This window comes from Lentzea sp. NPDC058436 (assembly GCF_042721515.1).
Classification (GTDB): Bacteria; Actinomycetota; Actinomycetes; order Mycobacteriales; family Pseudonocardiaceae; genus Lentzea.
In genome coordinates this window covers 87,924-103,209 of sequence record NZ_JBHXLF010000008.1, presented here as the reverse complement: position 1 = coordinate 103,209, position 15,286 = coordinate 87,924, and the positions used below count along the sequence as shown (strand labels likewise).

Sequence of the window (15,286 nt, the reverse complement as noted above, 5' to 3'; positions counted from 1 at the left end):
GTCGTGCACGTCGGCATCCTTGGGCCCGTTGAGGCGCGTTCTCCGCACGGCAAGATCGCGGTGGGTGGCCCGCGGCCGCGCACCCTGCTGGCGTTGCTGGCGATCCGGGTGGGCGAAATCGTGCCACTCGACCGGTTGGTGGACGAGCTCTACGGCGCCGAGCCGCCGTCGGACGCCGCGAACGCCTTGCAGGGCCAGGTCTCGCGGCTGCGGCGGGCGCTCGGGGACGCGTCGCTGATCGAGTTCCACCCGGCCGGGTACCGCCTGGCGTTGCCGGCGTCCCAGGTCGACGCGCACCGGTTCCTGGCGTTGGCGACGGACGGCCGGCAGGCGTTGGAGCAGGGCGACCCGCAGGCGGCGGAATCCCTTTTGTCCGAAGCACTTCAGCTGTGGCGCGGCCCGGCGCTCGCCGACGTTCCCCTGGCGGACCACGCGACACGCCTGGAACAGCAACGGTCCTCCGCCTCGGGGTCGCTCGTCGCCGCGCGGATCCGGCTCGGCAGGGCCGACGTCGCCGAGATCCAGGACCTGGTGCGGCAGAACCCGTTGGACGAACGGCTGCGCGGATACCTGATGCAGGCGCTGAACCAGCAGGGCCGCCAAGCCGAGGCGTTGCAGGCGTTCGAGGACGCCCGTGCCCTGCTCGCCGACGAACTGGGCACGGATCCGTCACCCGAACTGCGCGCCGTCCACCTCCAGGTGCTGCGCGGCCCGACCCAGCGCGAGCTGCCCGCGCAGCTGACGTCGTTCGTCGGCAGGCAGGAGGAACTGAGGCGGATCGGGACGCTGACGTCCCGGCTCGTCACGCTCACCGGTCCCGGCGGGGCGGGCAAGACGAGGCTCGCGCTCCAGGCCGCCGGTCCCGGCGCGATCTTCGTCGACCTGGCACCGGCGAAGGACGTGGCCGCCGCGACCCTGCAGGCGTTGGGGCTCAAGGAAACCGCGCTGGAACCGGAGGAACGCCTCACACTGGCCCTGCGCGAGCGGTCGGCGTTGCTGGTCCTCGACAACTGCGAGCACCTGATCGTCCAGGCCGCGCGGCTGGCGGGGCACCTGCTCAGCACGTGCCCGTCGTTGCGGATCCTCGCCACGAGCCGGGAGGCGCTCGGCATCACCGGCGAGACGCTGTGCCCGGTGCCGCCGCTCGACGCCGAGCAGAGCGTGACGTTGTTCGCCGACCGCGCCCGCCTGGTGAACCCGGCGTTCGTGCGCGACGGGCACACCGCCGACATCTGCCGGGAGCTCGACGGCCTCCCGCTGGCGATCGAACTGGCCGCGGCCCGCACCCGGACGTTGACGACCGAGGAGATCGCGGACCGCCTGAACGACCGCTTCCGGTTGCTCACCAAGGGAAACCGCGCCGCGGCACCGCGCCACCAGACGCTGCGCGCCGTCGTGGAGTGGAGCTGGGACCTGCTGTCCGAGGACGAACGCGACCTGGCCGCGTGCCTCGCGACGTTCAGCGGCGGGGCGACCCTGGAGGCCGTCGAGGAGGTGGGCGGGCACGACATCGAGGTGCTGGACGCGTTGGTGGACAAGTCACTGGTGGAGGCCGCAGACGGCCGCTACCGGATGCTGGAGACCATCCGCGAGTTCTGCTCGCAGCACAAACGGGTCGACGCCGCCCACGCCACCTACTTCCTCGCGCTGGCCCGCCGCGCGGATCCCGAACTGCGCCAACGGGATCAGGTGAGGTGGTTCGCCCGGCTCACCGCGGAGCACGCGAACCTGATGCAGGCCCTGGCGTGGACCGCGGAGCACGACCCGTCCCAGGCCCTGGAGCTCGTCAGCGCCCTGGCCTGGTACTGGTACCTGAAGGGCAGCCGAGCGGAAGTCCTCGGTGTGACAAGGGAACTGCTCGCCCGCGTGCCCGAGGAGTCCACAGAGGAATACACGATCCTGCTGGCACTGGCCGCTCCGGAACGGGTGCAGGGCAAGTTCCGCGAGCTGCGCGGGCCGATCAGGCAACCGTTCGTGCTCATCGCGTGGGCGATGCTCTCCGGCCCGCCCGACCCGTCCGCGCCGCGCACCCCGTTGCAGGACGAGGTGGAACGCAGCGAGGACCCGTGGATCCAGGGCCTGATCGGGTTCAGCAACTCCTACACCGGCTGGACCGTGCGCGGCGACAGGGAACTGGCGATCACGCAGTCCCGCGAGGCGTTGCGACGGTTCCAGGACCTGGGCGAGCGCTGGGGTTCGGCGCAGGTCCTCGACGTGCTCGCCGTCCTCACCGAGGACCCCGCCGAGTCACTAGCTTTGACGGACCAGGCACTCCAGGCGGTCGCCGAACTCGGCGCCGTGGAGGAACTCGCCGAACTGCGGGGCCGGCGCGCAGACCGGTTGCTCGACGTCGACGAGGACGCGGCCGAGCGCGACTACCTGCAGGCGCTGGAGATGGCGACGCGGGCGGGCCTGGCCGCCACGCGGGCGCTGGCGAAGACGGGCCTCGCCAGGATCGCCCTGCGCAGGGGTGAGCCCGGGCAGGCCGAGAAGCTCCTGCGGGAGGCCCAGCAGGAGCTCGGGGTCGGGTGGATGCACGCGGCGGCGCAGCAGCAGGTTGATGCCGCACTCGCCGAGCTGGCCCGCGGGGATCACGGCTGAGGCTCGGCCGCGCCCTAGAGACCACAAGCCACGCTCAGCCCATGACCGGCGCAACGGCCGCAACCGAAAGACCACAGCCCGAGCCCGGCCGACAACCTCCGCGCCGGCCGCGACCCGGAAGCCTAGACGCCGCCGATGAGCTTCAGCATCTGCTCGATCTGCCCCTGCCGGGTGTTGACCACCCGCTCGGCGTAGGCGGTCGCCTCGGGGTTCTGGCCGTCCTTCTTCTCCGTGAGGGCCATCTCCACGCCGGCGCCCTGGTGCCCGGTCATCAAGTTGAAGAACAGCTGGTCGAACTCGGCGCCGCTCTTCTCCTTGGTCTCGTTGATGACCTTGTCGTCGAGCAGCGGCTGACCTCCGTGGGCGACGTGCAGGCTGGCGCCGTCACCTTCCGGCTTGTCCCACAGCTTCAGCCACGACTTGAGCATCGTGAGCTCCTCGCGCTGGGTCACGTCGATCGCGCCCGCGAGGTCCTTCGCCTCCTTGCTGGTCGCCTTCGCCAGCCCCACCTGCGACAGGCTGATGCCGAGCTGCAGGTGGTCCACCATCATCTGCACGAACGTCACGTCCGCGTCGTTGAACCTCGCACTGGCACCCGGAACGGGTGGTGCGGCGGAAGACTCGCCGTGCCCGTGGGCCTGCTGGCCCTCCGGCACGACGGCCTGTCCGCCGCACCCCGCCAGCGCCAGGACCGCGATCGCGATCACCAGGCGCTTCATCGGATCAGATCTTCTCCCACAGAGCCGCCACGTTCGGCGGTTCCCAGCCGGTCAGCGAGGTGTGTCCCTGACGGCAGCGGTAGGTCGAGCCGCCGTAGGTGACGGTCTGGCCGGTCGCGTAGGAGGTGTTCGCCGCCCACGTGCCACCGGCGGGCGGGGGCTGCGTGGTCGTGGTGACCGGGGGGTTCGTGGTCGTCGTAGGGGGACGGGTGGTCGTCGTGGTGGGCGGCGGGGTCGTGCCGCCACCACCGGTGATGTTGAGGTCGATGCACGAGTAGAACGCGTTGACCGTGTCGCCGATGTTCCAGATCGCGAACAGCTTCTGGCGACCGGAGAACCCGCCGAGGTTGATCGAGTGCGTGGTCGGGTTGTTCGGCTGCTGGTTGTTGCCGGCGAAGTAGCCGACGCGCGTGTTGCCGATGAAGTACTCGTAGTCGCGCGTGGCGTGCCGTGCCGTGAAGGTCCACGTCAGCGACAGGGTCTGGCCGGTGTTGGTGACCTTCCAGGGAAGGCTGTCGTTGTCGAGCGGGGCGAACGCGCCGTTGTCGCCGCTGCAGTTCTTCTTGCCCTTGACGCCCTCGGCGCTCTGGGGCTCGTACTTCGCCTGGCCGCAGAGGTCGACGGAGATGTCACCCCTGGCGCACTGCGCGGACCGGCTCGCCGGCGACGACACGTAGCCGTGAGCGCTGGCGGAACCGACCGGCGTGATGAGCACGATGGCAGGGACAGCGGCCATCAGGAGGGCCGCTTTACGCATGATTTTCATTCGTCCGAACTCCTTGGATCGTTCCCAAACGGGTTGACCCGTAGGCAGGGGGCGGGAACCGGGAGCGCTGCCGCGCGCTCACCGATCCAGTTTCGGTTCAGTGGTCCAGACCATAAACCGGTGTTCGGAAAGTGGTCAAGCGATCACCTCGCGAGAACGGGAAACTTGTTCTCTGCCAACAAGTCCAGTCGCTCCACTGGTCCTGCCATCCGCCATTCGGGTCACAGGTTCAGACCGATCAGCCCACTGGTACGAACGCGCGGTGACTGGGTAACCCGGTGACATTCGCGATTTCGACGAGCCCAGCAGGGCGGCCGGCCCCGGTGTCGTAGCCGACGGACCCGCAGGTGCCGCAACGGTACTCGTGATCGATCCAGCGGGCGAGGCCCTGCACGACGCGATTCCCGCGACGTGGCGGGATCTGACCGACCGGCTGCGGATCGTGTGGCTGCGCGTGCCGGCGGCTCCCGGCTGGAAGTCCACAGTGGACATGGTCCTGACCAGGCACCGCGACGACGTCCAGCCGGTGCTCGACGTCGTCACCAGCGGCCCGATCGCGGCGGACGTGGTCGACCTGGTGCGCCACCACGAGAACCTGGTCCGCTCGGTCCTGCTGGTGGACCCGGAGGTCGACGTCCCCGACCCGTTCGCCCAGGTGGTTCTTCGCAGCTCAGAGGGCCCCGTGCCCGCTCCGCTGGGCCATCCCGACGTGGTCTTCGGCGTCGTGGCGGCGCTCAACGAGCTGAGCTGAAGCTTAGGTTGAAGAACTTTCTCTGAACCGGACAGATCGGCCACCCGTATCCCTCGTCAGGGAACCGAGACGGGAGGCTTCATGCGAGCGCGTCTGCTCATCATCGTGCTAGGGCTGCTTGCGCTGGCGGGTTGTTCGACGGTCGGCGGCGGCGGTTCGGGCGAGCCGGCGGCCAACGAGTCGGACGCCACGTTCTCGTTGCAGATGATCCCGCACCACCGGCAGACGATCGAGATCGCCAAGGTGGCGATGGAGAAGTCCAAGGACGAGTTCGTGATCAACGTGGCGGAGAAGATCGCCACCGCCGAAGCGGGCGAGATCGAGCAGATGTCCACCTACCTGCGCAGCTGGAACATCCAGGTGCCGGGTGACGACGCCAACGCCACGCACAAGATGGCGGGCATGATGACCGTCAAGGACGTCGAGGCGCTCAAGTCCGCCACCGGCAAGCAGTACGACGACCTCTTCCTCGCCACCCTCTCCCGCCACCTCCGCAGTGGCGTGGACATGGCGAAGAACGCCCAGGCCAAGGGCGAGCACATCGGCTCGAAGGCCTTGGCGGGCAAGATCATCGTGTCGCAGACCGAGGTGCTGGACCAGATCGCCGCAAAGCAGAAGTCCTGACGCCCCAACGGGACTCGCCACGACACACGTCCGCCGCCTTCGGGGCAGTGGGCGTGTAGGCGCGTTCGGAGGCCGAAAACCGATCGGCCCCCACCCCTGCCCGCCAATACTCTCCCCCGCATGTACCCACAGGTGGAGCCCTACGCCCAGGGCATGCTCGACGTAGGCGACGGCCAGCAGATCCACTGGGAGGCCAGCGGAAACCCGTCCGGCAAACCCGCCTGCGTCTTCCACGGCGGCCCGGGTTCCGGCTCGCACCCCCGCTGGCGCGAGGACTTCGACCCCACCCACTGGAACCTCGTCCTCTGGGACCAGCGAGGCGCCGGTCGCAGCACCCCGTCGGCCGCGGACCCGGCCACGGACATGGTGCACAACACCACCCAGCACCTGATCGACGACGCCGAGAAGCTCCGCGAACACCTCGGCATCGACAAGTGGCTGCTGATCGGCGGTTCCTGGGGCTCGACCCTGATCCTCGCCTACGCCATCCAGCACCCCGACAGGGTGAGCGAGATCATCATCCCGGCGGTGACGACGAGCCGTCCGGAAGAGCACGCGTGGATCACCCGCGGCCTAGCCCTCTTCTACCCCGACTACTTCGACGCCTTCGTCGGAGGCGTCCCGGAGGAGGACCGCGACGGCAACCTGGCCCTGGCCTACAACAGGTTGCTCAACTCACCGGACCCCGCGACGCGGGAGAAGGCCGCGTGGGACTGGAGCAAGTGGGACCTGTCCACGATCACCGGTGGCGACAACGACTTCACCGGTACCCGGTACGAGGACCCGGAGACGCGCTACCGGTTGGCGCGGACCGTCAGCCACTACTGGGGCAACGAGGCGTTCCTCGAACCGGACCACATCTTCGACAACCTCGACCGGCTCAAGGGCATCCCCGGCGTGCTCATCCACGGCCGCAACGACTTCGGCGGGCCGCTGTCCACGGCGTGGGAGGTCGCGAAGAGGTGGCCGGACGCCGAACTGGTCATCCTGAACGACGCCGGCCACGTCATCATGGAGGGCAACAGCATGGACAAGGCCATCGCCGCCGCCGTCCAGAAGTTCCGCTAGGGAGCCACGGGTCCGGAGCGGTAGAGGTCCTCGCCCGCCCACCGGATCCGGTCGTCGAAGCCGAAACCCGGTGCGGCGACGAAGTTCGAGGCCTCGTCGATCGAACCGGAGCCGTCGTACTTCGCCCGCAACGGGTACGGGAACACCGGGCGGGTGCGCACGACTGTGCCGTCGTCGTCACGGCCCTCGGCGATGATCCGGTCGGGCACCCGGCCGCCTTCGACCCACGACACGAGCGCGCGGAACGGGTTGAAGTCGGTCAGGGTGTCACCGCCGGCGCAGTGCCACATCGACGGCACGACGAAGAGCTTCGCCCAGTCGACGTCCTTGCCACCGGTGAGGCGCTGCCAGTAGTCGAGCGTGCCCTCGAACGGGATGCCCTGGTCGCCCGCGCCGTGCCAGATGATCAGCTTGGCGCCGGCCCGCCGGAACTCCCGCAGGTCCAGGGAGAGCGAGTTCGCCTTCACCGTCTCGGGCACCAGCTGCCGGAACGAGCTCACGGTGAACTCGAACGACTCCAGCGACGAGTGCGGCCTGCCGATCGGGTAGACGAGGTGCTTCAACCCGTTGTCGGCCAGTTCGGGTGCGATGCCGCGGCCGAGCCCGGGAGACGGGTTCAGCCAGAACGTCCACGAGATCTCGGACCCGTACGGCTGGCCGCCGGGGTACAGCCGCACCCCCTGGTCGGCGGGCCCGGCGTAAAGACGGCGGACGCGGGCGATCTCGTCGTCGGTCAGCTGACCGGCCAGCGTTCCGGGATCGAACTCGCACAGGCGCGGATCCTCGATCTGGCCGTCCACCAGGCCGTCGAGCCCGTCGCAGGCGGCCATCACCGCGCTGTGCAGCACGAAGATCTTGTCGTTCGGGATGGTGTTGCGCGCGATCCAGGCCTGGTAGCCGATCAGCCCGGTGTAGTAGGCGCCCGGCGCGGCCGCGATGATGCCGTCGAAGTCGTGCGGGTAGCGCTGGGCCAGCAGCAGGCCCTCACGGCCGCCGTTGGAACAGCCGCTGAAGTACGACTTCACGGGAGCCTTGCCGTAGAACGCCTTGATGATGTGCTTGGACACCTTCGACAACGCGTGCGGTGCACGGAAGAAGTAGTCGTCGCGGGCCTTCTGGTCGGAAGCCGCCCAGCTCGCGTCGAACGGGTTCTCCGGTGGCGCCTGGTGCCCGTCGTCGGTCGCCGCCACCGCCGCGTCACCGAACGCGGGTCCGCAGCCGGGCGGGAAGTCCGGATCGTCGATGATCCCGCAGAACCCGCCGCAGCCGTACTGGAGGTAACGGCCCTCGTAGCCGCGGAGAGGCAGCTTCAGCTGGAACCCGATGTTCGGCTCGATCGTGCCGCGGACGTCGCAGAACTCCTTGGCACCGGACACGACCGAAGCCGACTTCACCTGGGTGCGGGCGTCCGGAACGTCGAACGAGCGCACCAGGTCGGCGCACGAACGCACCGGTCTCGAACCCGGTGCGGTGGCGGCGGGAGCGGCCCCCGCCGCCACCGTCCCCAACACGGCCAAACACACGAACAACCTGCGGAACATCGAGCGCCCTTCCCCCTGACCCGGACGTACAGGGGAAGTGTCGCAGCTAACTCACGTGCACGCGTGGGCGTCGGGTCGGATCCGACTCCGCCGAGCGGATGATCTCGCGTACGACCGGAGGCGTATCACCACGTCCGAGGATCAGGTAGCGGAACAGGTGCCCCAGCGGATTGCCCTCCGACCACTCGAAGTGCGCGTGCGGGATCACACCCGTCGAGTCGCGCAACGCCAGCAGGATCGCGGCGATCGCGTTCGGCGCGGCGGGGGCCGAGGCGCGCAGCACGCGGTGGCCGTCCACCTCGACGCCGGTCACGCACAGGACGTTGCTGAACGCCGACGGGTCGACGATGTCGATCTCCAGGAAGATCACGTCCGCCGTGCCCGGCACCGGGTTCATGCCGCGCTGCTCGACCTCCTTCTCGTCGTACTCCGCCTTGTCACCGGCCTGGCGGCGGTTCGCGATCAACGTGATCCGCCCGTCGTGGGCGATCGTGTCGCTGACGAACCTCCGCGCGTTCTCGTCGAACTTGATGCTGTCGACGCGCAGCTCGGTCGTGCGGGAGATCCGGGACACCAGCGAGATCACGATGATGCCGATGATGAAGCCGAACGAGATGGTGATGCCGTCCGGCTTCTCGATCACGTTCTCCACCAGCGCGTACACCAGGACCAGCGTCAGCACGGTGAACCCGATGCCCGCTCCGCGCTGTCCCTTGCGCCACGCCGAGACCGTCACCGCGAACGATCCGGAGACCATCATCGCCAGGATCCCGGTCGCGTAGGCGCCGGCCTGCGCGTTCACGTCGGCGTTGAAGATGATCGTGATGATGATGCAGATGACCGTGTAGACGATCACGACGGGACGAACCGCGCGTCCCCACTCCGGCGCCATGCCGTACGACGGCAGGTAGCGCGGCACGATGTTGATCAGACCGGCCATCGCCGACGCGCCGGCGAACCACAGGATCAGGATGCTGCTGATGTCGTAGACGGTGCCGAACACCTCGCCGAGCAGTTCGTGCGCGAGGTACGCCAGCGCGCGGCCGTTCGCCGGACCGCCGGGGGCGAACTTGTCCTGCGGCACCAGCACTGTCGTGATGAACGACGTCGCGACCAGGTACACCGACATGATCAACGCGGCGGTCGTCAGCAGCTTGCGCGTGTTGCGCACCCGGCTTTCGAGGCGCTCCTCCGGCGTCTTGCCGGAGGAGGAGACCAGCGGCATCATGCTCACGCCGGTCTCGAAGCCGGACAAACCGAGCACCAGCAACGGGAACGCCAGGATCGCGGGCCCGACGACACCGAAGAACCCGTCGCCGTGCGCACCCAGCGCCGACACCCAGCGGTCGAGGGCGTCCGGCGTCGCGAAGACGTCCACGAGCCCCACCACGGCCACGACGGCGTTCAGGCTGAGGAACACCGCCACCAACGGAATCGCGACGCCCACGGCCTCGCTGAAGCCCATCAGGAACACACCGCCGAGGATGAGCAGCAGGACGATCGTCAGCCACAACTCGGTGCCGTGCAACGCCTCCGGCACGTACGGGTTCTCCAGCGCGTGCACCGACGCGTCGGCCGCGGACAGCGTGATCGTGATGATCCACGACGTCGCCACGAACCCCAGCAGCACCAGCACGAAGATCTTGCCGCGCCAGAACGGCAGCAGGTCCTCCAGCATCGCCACGGACCCCTGGCCGTTCGGGCTCTCCCTGGCCACCCGCCGGTACATCGGCAGCATGCCGAGCAGCGTCAGCGCCACGATGAGCAACGTCGCCAGCGGGGACAGCGCGCCGGCGGCCAGTGCGGCGATGCCGGGCAGGTACGACAGGGTCGAGAAGTAGTCGACGCCGGTGAGCGTCATGACCTTCCACCACGGGTGCGGCTTGGCGTGCGACTCGTGGCTCTCCGGGCCGGAGGGCGCCACCCGGTCCGCGAGCAGCCATCTGCCGAGCGGCCCGCCGGGCGGTGCCGGCCGTTCCGGGCTCGGGACCTCGGCGGGAATGGCGTACTCCGTGCTCATGGCGCGAAGCATGGCACGGCCGGATCCCTAGGGCCGGAAGTCCGCCGGGAAACCCGCTTCCTGAATGGACAAACCGGACGGACGCAGCATTCCGATCTTCCCCTGCGTGTGCAGGTCCAGGAACATGTCCACAACGTCCGGATCGAACTGTTCGCCCCGGCCTGCCCAGAGTTCCCGCCGTGCGCGGTTCTCGTCCAGCGCTGTCTGATGTGGACGGTTCGACCGCATCGCGGCCCACGCCACGCACACGGACAGGATCCTGGCCTCGGGACGGATGTCCGCACCGCGCAGCCCGTCCGGGTAACCGGCACCGTCGTAGCGCTCGTGCTGCTGCCTGATCACGTACGCGACGCCCGTGAACCCCGGCACCATCCGCGCGAGCCGGTAGCCGAAGTCGGGGTGCTGGCGCAGCAACCGCCACTCCTCCTCCGACAGCGCGCCGGGCTTGGTCAGCACCACCTCGGGGATGATGACCTTGCCGATGTCGTGCAACCTGCCCGCGAGCTGGGTGATCCTGGTCGTGGGCGCGTCGAGCCCGAACTCCCCCGCCGCCACGCCCGCCCAGCGCGACACCGAACGGCTGTGGTCGTAGCGGTGCAGCCACCCGTCCACGCGGTCGGCGACCTGGCAGAGGAACTCCGCCATCGCGCCGTCGGTGTCCGGGTCGACCGCGGGCAACGGCTCGGGGCCGACCGCGATCCTGTTGCGCCCCGCCGCTTTCGCCGCGTACAGCGCGCGGTCCGCGATCACCACGATGTCGTCGGGGCCGTCGCCGTGCGTGGGGAAGCTCGCCGAGCCGACCGACACCGTGACGGACAACGGGATGTCGTCGTTGCCCGCGTTGACCGGGATCGGCTTCTCCGCCACGCGTTCGCGCAGCCGGTTCGCGATCACCGACAGACGGCTCGGACCGGCGTCCGGGACCAGCAGCGCGAACTCCTCGCCGCCGTACCGGGCGAGCACCTCACCGGACCGCGACGCCGCGCGCAGCCGTGCCGCGACCTCCATCAGCACGTCGTCGCCCGCGGGGTGGCCGTAGTTGTCGTTGATCGACTTGAAGCGGTCGACGTCGATGATGAAGACCGCCACGAAACCGTCGTTGCGCCTCGCGCGCGAGATCTCCAGCGGCAGCTGGGCCTCGAAGAACCGGCGGGTGTGCAGGCCGGTGAGGCTGTCGGTGATCGCGAGCTTGCGCTGGTCAGCGACGAGCCCCGCGAGCCTGGCGATGATCAGCAGCGACAGCAGCGCGCTGCCGCCGGCGATCACCAGGACGTCCTGCGACGACTGGCCGACGTCGTGGACCAGCATCAGCACCGGTGCGGCGAGGGCGGCCGAGCTCAGCGCGATGATCCGGCCGCGGCTCAGCCCGACGTCCTTGACGTGCGCGCGGTCGACGAGGCGCGCCATCGTCGGGTGCAGCGCCGCCGCGCCCATGCACAGGTTCGCCGACAACCAGATGGCGTCGAGGAAGTTGCCCGCGTGGTAGGTGCCGTCGAGGCGTTGCAGCACGTAGATCGTGTCGGCCGTCAGGATGCCCAGCAGGTTGCACGTCAGCAGGACGAACGCGCGCGGGCGAGGGCCCGCCCCGAAGATCAGGCGCAGCGCCACGACGAACAGCGCGAGGTCCATCATCGGGAAGCCGAGCGAGGCGATCTTGGCGAGAACCGGTGAGGTGAGTCGCGCCTGCGGGCCGATGACGTAGAGCCAGGAGGCCATGCCGGCGACGACCGCGAGCACGGCGGCGTCGAGCAGGCTCGGCAGGTCGAGGCCCGGCGTGCGGCGGCGGATCAGCAGGATCACGCCCGCGACCATCAACGGGTAATGACCCAGGTAGAAGATGTCCGCGTAGGACGGGTAATCCTTGTGGTCGAAGATGTAGTGCGATGCGTAGAACGTGAGGTCGGCGATCGCGTAAACGACCTGACTGAGTGCGAGGAACACCCATGGCCGCCTCCATTGGGGGCGGTTGCGCTTGACACCGGCGAATGTCGCGATCGCGGCCGACGCGCTGATCGTGCAGTAGAGCACCACGCGCACGGTTTGCCCTGTCGTCCCCGCGGGGCTGACCGGAATCAGGTAGTAGACGCCCAGCAGCAGGTGACCCGCCACCAGGTACATCCACCACGCTCCGGTGCTGCCGGCACGGAAGACGGTCACACGAGACCCCTCGTTCTACGACTTTGGTCGAGCCAGGTGATGATGCCCGACTTGGGATGATCGCGGCACCGTCGTTACTCCAATGAGGTGACCCACCATTACTGACGTTACCGCAAATCCAGGTTCTGTTTTCGACCGCCGCGGCGACGTTGATCTCCCGTGTCGCCGATCCACGCCGGCGGTGCACCCCGATCGATTTTGACACGACTTTTCGCTGCTCGAAGGTGATTCACGCACCTTGTGTGCTGGATAATTCCCGGCCCACCGGTCGGTAAGCGCCGTCGATGCGACCTTCGTCGTTGACAGTTGCTGGTTCACAAGCAGTCGGACGCCGTGATCAACGGACTATCGTGAGGCCGTGGACGGCGTTCGGTTCGGGGTGCTTGGGCCGCTGCTCGTCACGCACGAGGGGCGTACCGTCCACGTTCCCGCAGGCCAGCCGCGGCAGGTGCTCGTACTGCTGCTCCTGCACACCGGTCAGGCCGTCAGCGTCGACCACCTCATGTCGGTCCTGTGGGACGGTGATCCGCCCGCCAGCGCGCGCAAGGCCGTCCAGGTGCACGTCTCGCAGCTCAGGAGGGCTCTCAGGGGCCTTCCCGGGGTGTCGCTGGAGTGGTCGGGGCACGGCTACCGGCTCGACGTGCCGGACCGCTCGCTCGACCTGCAGCTCTTCCGCGAGGCGCGGGACCCCGACGAGGCGCTCGGGTACTGGCGCGGACCGGCGCTCGCCGAGCTGACCGCGAACACCCAGATGGCCGGCCGGCTGGAGGAGGAACGCCTCGGCGCGGTCGAGAGGCGGGCCGACAAGGCGGTGAGCGACGGCCGGCACCACGAGATCATCGGCGAGCTGACCGGGTACGTCACCGAACACCCGACCAGGGAACGGCTGCGGGGCGCGCTGATGGTCGCCCTGCACCGCAGCGGGCGGCAGGCGGACGCGCTCAGGACGTACGACGAGGGCCGCCGGAGGCTGGCGGAGGAGCTCGGGCTCGATCCCGGCCAGGAGCTGCGGGACCTGCACACCGCGATCCTGCGGGGTGACGTGCCCGCCGTGCCGCGCGAACTGCCCGCGAGGCCCGACCCGTTCGTCGGGCGGCGGGCGGAGATCGCGCTGATCACCAGGGCCGCCGAGAGCGTGATCGCCGTGCACGGGCCCGGCGGGCAGGGCAAGAGCGCGCTGGCCACCGCGGCGGCGCACGAGCTCGCGGGACGTTTCCCGGACGGACAGCTGTACGTGGACCTGCACGGCGCGACGCCCGGTCGTTCGCCGCTCTCCCCCGCCGAGGTGATCAGGCGGTTCCTGCGCGCGCTCGGCACGCCGCCGCTGGCCGTCCCGAACGACGTCTCCGAGGCCGCCGCGCTCTACCGGTCGGCACTCGCCAGGCGGAAGGTGCTGGTGCTGCTCGACAACGCGGTCGACGCGGCGCAGGTCGTCCCGCTGCTGCCCGGTGAACCCGGTTCCACCGTGCTGGTCACGAGCCGCCGGATGCTCGCGACGCTGGGCGCGCGGCACGTGCGGCTCGACCCGTTGCCGGAAGAGGACGCCCTGCAGTTGCTGGGTGACACGGGTGAGGCTGCTCGCGAGGTCGCACGGGCCTGCGACCACCTGCCGCTGGCGCTGACGATCGCCGCCGCGCGGCTGCGGTCGCGTCCCGACTGGACGACGGCGACGCTCGCCCGGCGACTCGCAGACCGGCGTCACCGGCTGGACGAGCTGGACTTCGACGACCTCGGTGTCCGGTCGAGCTTCCAGCTGGGCTTCGAGGGACTCGGAGCGGCCTCGACGCGGGCGTTCACGCTGGTGTGCAGCCTGAACGTGCCTTCCGTCAGCGAGCCGGTGGTGCGCGCGTTGCTCGGGCAGGACGACGTGGACCGCGCGCTGGACCCGTTGGTGGACGCCAGACTCGTGGAGCCGTGCGGGCCGGAGCGGTACCGGGTGCACGACCTGCTGCGGCTGTTCGGCGCGGAGCAGGTGACGGAGGAGAAGCAGGAAGCGCTCTCCCGCGCGCTCACGCACTACCGTTCGACGCTCGCCTCGGCGCTGAAGGCGTTGCGGCCGCACGCTTATGGCGCTTTGACGCACTCCACCGCCGGACAGGCCGTCGACGAGCCGTTGCGGTGGCTGACCGACGAGGCCGAGAACCTGTTGGCAGCGGCGCGTTCCACGGTGGCCGATCCCGCGCTGGCGGAGCACGGGCTGGCGATCGCGCACATGCTCTACCCGCACCTGTTCAAGCAGGACAGGGTCGCGGACCTGGTCGAGCTGGGCCGGATCGCGGACCTGGCGGCGCGCACGATCGGCACCTCGGCGGCGGTCCAGACCGCGCTTCTGGTGCGGTCGGCGGCCAACCGCAGGATCGGTTCGTTCGAGACCGCGCGTGCGCAGCTGGAAGAGGTGCTGGAGGCGCGTGCCGACGACCCGTTCGGGCAGGGGCGTGCGCTCGCGGGGATCGGAACGATCCAGCGCGAGCTCGGTGAGCTGGAAGCGGCGACGGCGACGCTGAAGCGGGCCATCGAGTTGACGTCGGAGCACGGACCTGCTGGCGCGCAACGGGTTCCGTTGTCCGCGCTGGCTCAGGTGCACCAGGTCGCCGGGCGGTTCACCGAGGCGCTCGACGCCGCGGAGGAGAGTCTTCGGCACGCCCGTGAGCACGCGGACGACGCCGGAACCGCCTACGCACTTGCCTCGCGGGGCCAGGCGTTGTTCAAGCTCGGCCGGCTGGACGAGGCCTTCGCCGCGCTGAGCGAGTGCATCGCGTTGTGCCGAGCGACGGGTGAGCACAACGACGAGTGGCAGGCGTTGCTGTGCCGCGCGGAAGTGCTGCTGGCGTCGGGAAACCGCGCACTGGCCACAAAGGACGCCGAACGCTGTCTGGAGATCACCAGCGCCCGCGGTGACCGCTACGGCGAGGGCGTGGCGCACCTCGTGCTCGCCGAGGCAGGTCTGGAAACGCACGCGGACCGGGCGGCCGAACTGCTCGGCACACCCGGTCTGCGCAGGGACAACCTCTTGGACTCCGTGATCGGCTAGATCAGCCG

10 protein-coding genes are annotated in these 15,286 nt (G+C 69.5%); 5 read left to right on the top strand and 5 right to left on the bottom strand.

Going from position 1 to position 15,286, the window contains the following annotated elements:
• The first annotated feature begins 3 nt into the window (after positions 1–3).
• The gene (locus ACFWN2_RS27085) at positions 4–2,601 is read left to right on the top strand and encodes a BTAD domain-containing putative transcriptional regulator (protein WP_382431948.1); all 2,598 of its coding nucleotides are present in this window, start codon (positions 4–6) and stop codon (positions 2,599–2,601) included.
• Positions 2,602–2,723: 122 nt separating this feature from the next.
• On the opposite strand, the gene ACFWN2_RS27080 is transcribed toward ACFWN2_RS27085, so the two are convergent.
• Together ACFWN2_RS27080 and ACFWN2_RS27075 are read right to left on the bottom strand one after the other, a co-directional pair.
• Positions 2,724–3,320, bottom strand: a complete 597-nt coding sequence (locus tag ACFWN2_RS27080; protein WP_382431946.1) for a DUF305 domain-containing protein — start codon at positions 3,318–3,320, stop codon at positions 2,724–2,726.
• Positions 3,321–3,324: 4 nt separating this feature from the next.
• Positions 3,325–4,086 (bottom strand): lytic polysaccharide monooxygenase, encoded by a 762-nt coding sequence (locus tag ACFWN2_RS27075; protein WP_382431944.1) that lies wholly within the window; start codon positions 4,084–4,086, stop codon positions 3,325–3,327.
• Positions 4,087–4,450: 364 nt separating this feature from the next.
• On the opposite strand from ACFWN2_RS27075, the gene ACFWN2_RS27070 reads away from it, so the two are divergent.
• The 3 genes from ACFWN2_RS27070 to pip all read left to right on the top strand — a co-directional run bounded on the left by ACFWN2_RS27070 (position 4,451) and on the right by pip (position 6,529).
• On the top strand, positions 4,451–4,837 hold the full coding sequence (locus tag ACFWN2_RS27070; protein WP_382431942.1) for a hypothetical protein: 387 nt from the start codon (positions 4,451–4,453) through the stop codon (positions 4,835–4,837).
• 81 nt (positions 4,838–4,918) lie between these two features.
• Entirely contained in the window at positions 4,919–5,461 is a 543-nt protein-coding gene (locus ACFWN2_RS27065) for a DUF305 domain-containing protein (protein WP_382431940.1), read from the top strand.
• Positions 5,462–5,581: 120 nt separating this feature from the next.
• Positions 5,582–6,529: a prolyl aminopeptidase gene (pip, locus tag ACFWN2_RS27060; protein ID WP_382431938.1), complete on the top strand. Its 948-nt coding sequence runs from the start codon at positions 5,582–5,584 to the stop codon at positions 6,527–6,529.
• Here the strand turns inward: pip and ACFWN2_RS27055 are convergent.
• From ACFWN2_RS27055 to ACFWN2_RS27045, 3 genes are read right to left on the bottom strand one after another with little or no spacing between them, the layout of a single operon-like run.
• Positions 6,526–8,070 (bottom strand): tannase/feruloyl esterase family alpha/beta hydrolase, encoded by a 1,545-nt coding sequence (locus tag ACFWN2_RS27055; RefSeq protein ID WP_382431936.1) that lies wholly within the window; start codon positions 8,068–8,070, stop codon positions 6,526–6,528. The two genes, pip and ACFWN2_RS27055, sit on opposite strands and share 4 nt — an antisense overlap.
• A 46-nt stretch (positions 8,071–8,116) precedes the next feature.
• On the bottom strand, positions 8,117–10,090 hold the full coding sequence (locus tag ACFWN2_RS27050) for an amino acid transporter (RefSeq protein ID WP_382431934.1): 1,974 nt from the start codon (positions 10,088–10,090) through the stop codon (positions 8,117–8,119).
• Between the two features lie 27 nt (positions 10,091–10,117).
• Positions 10,118–12,247, bottom strand: coding sequence for a diguanylate cyclase (locus tag ACFWN2_RS27045; RefSeq protein ID WP_382431932.1), 2,130 nt, complete (start codon positions 12,245–12,247; stop codon positions 10,118–10,120).
• A gap of 358 nt (positions 12,248–12,605) precedes the next feature.
• On the opposite strand from ACFWN2_RS27045, the gene ACFWN2_RS27040 reads away from it, so the two are divergent.
• Complete coding sequence (locus tag ACFWN2_RS27040) at positions 12,606–15,278, top strand: BTAD domain-containing putative transcriptional regulator (protein WP_382431930.1); 2,673 nt, start codon at positions 12,606–12,608, stop codon at positions 15,276–15,278.
• Positions 15,279–15,286 lie beyond the last annotated feature (8 nt).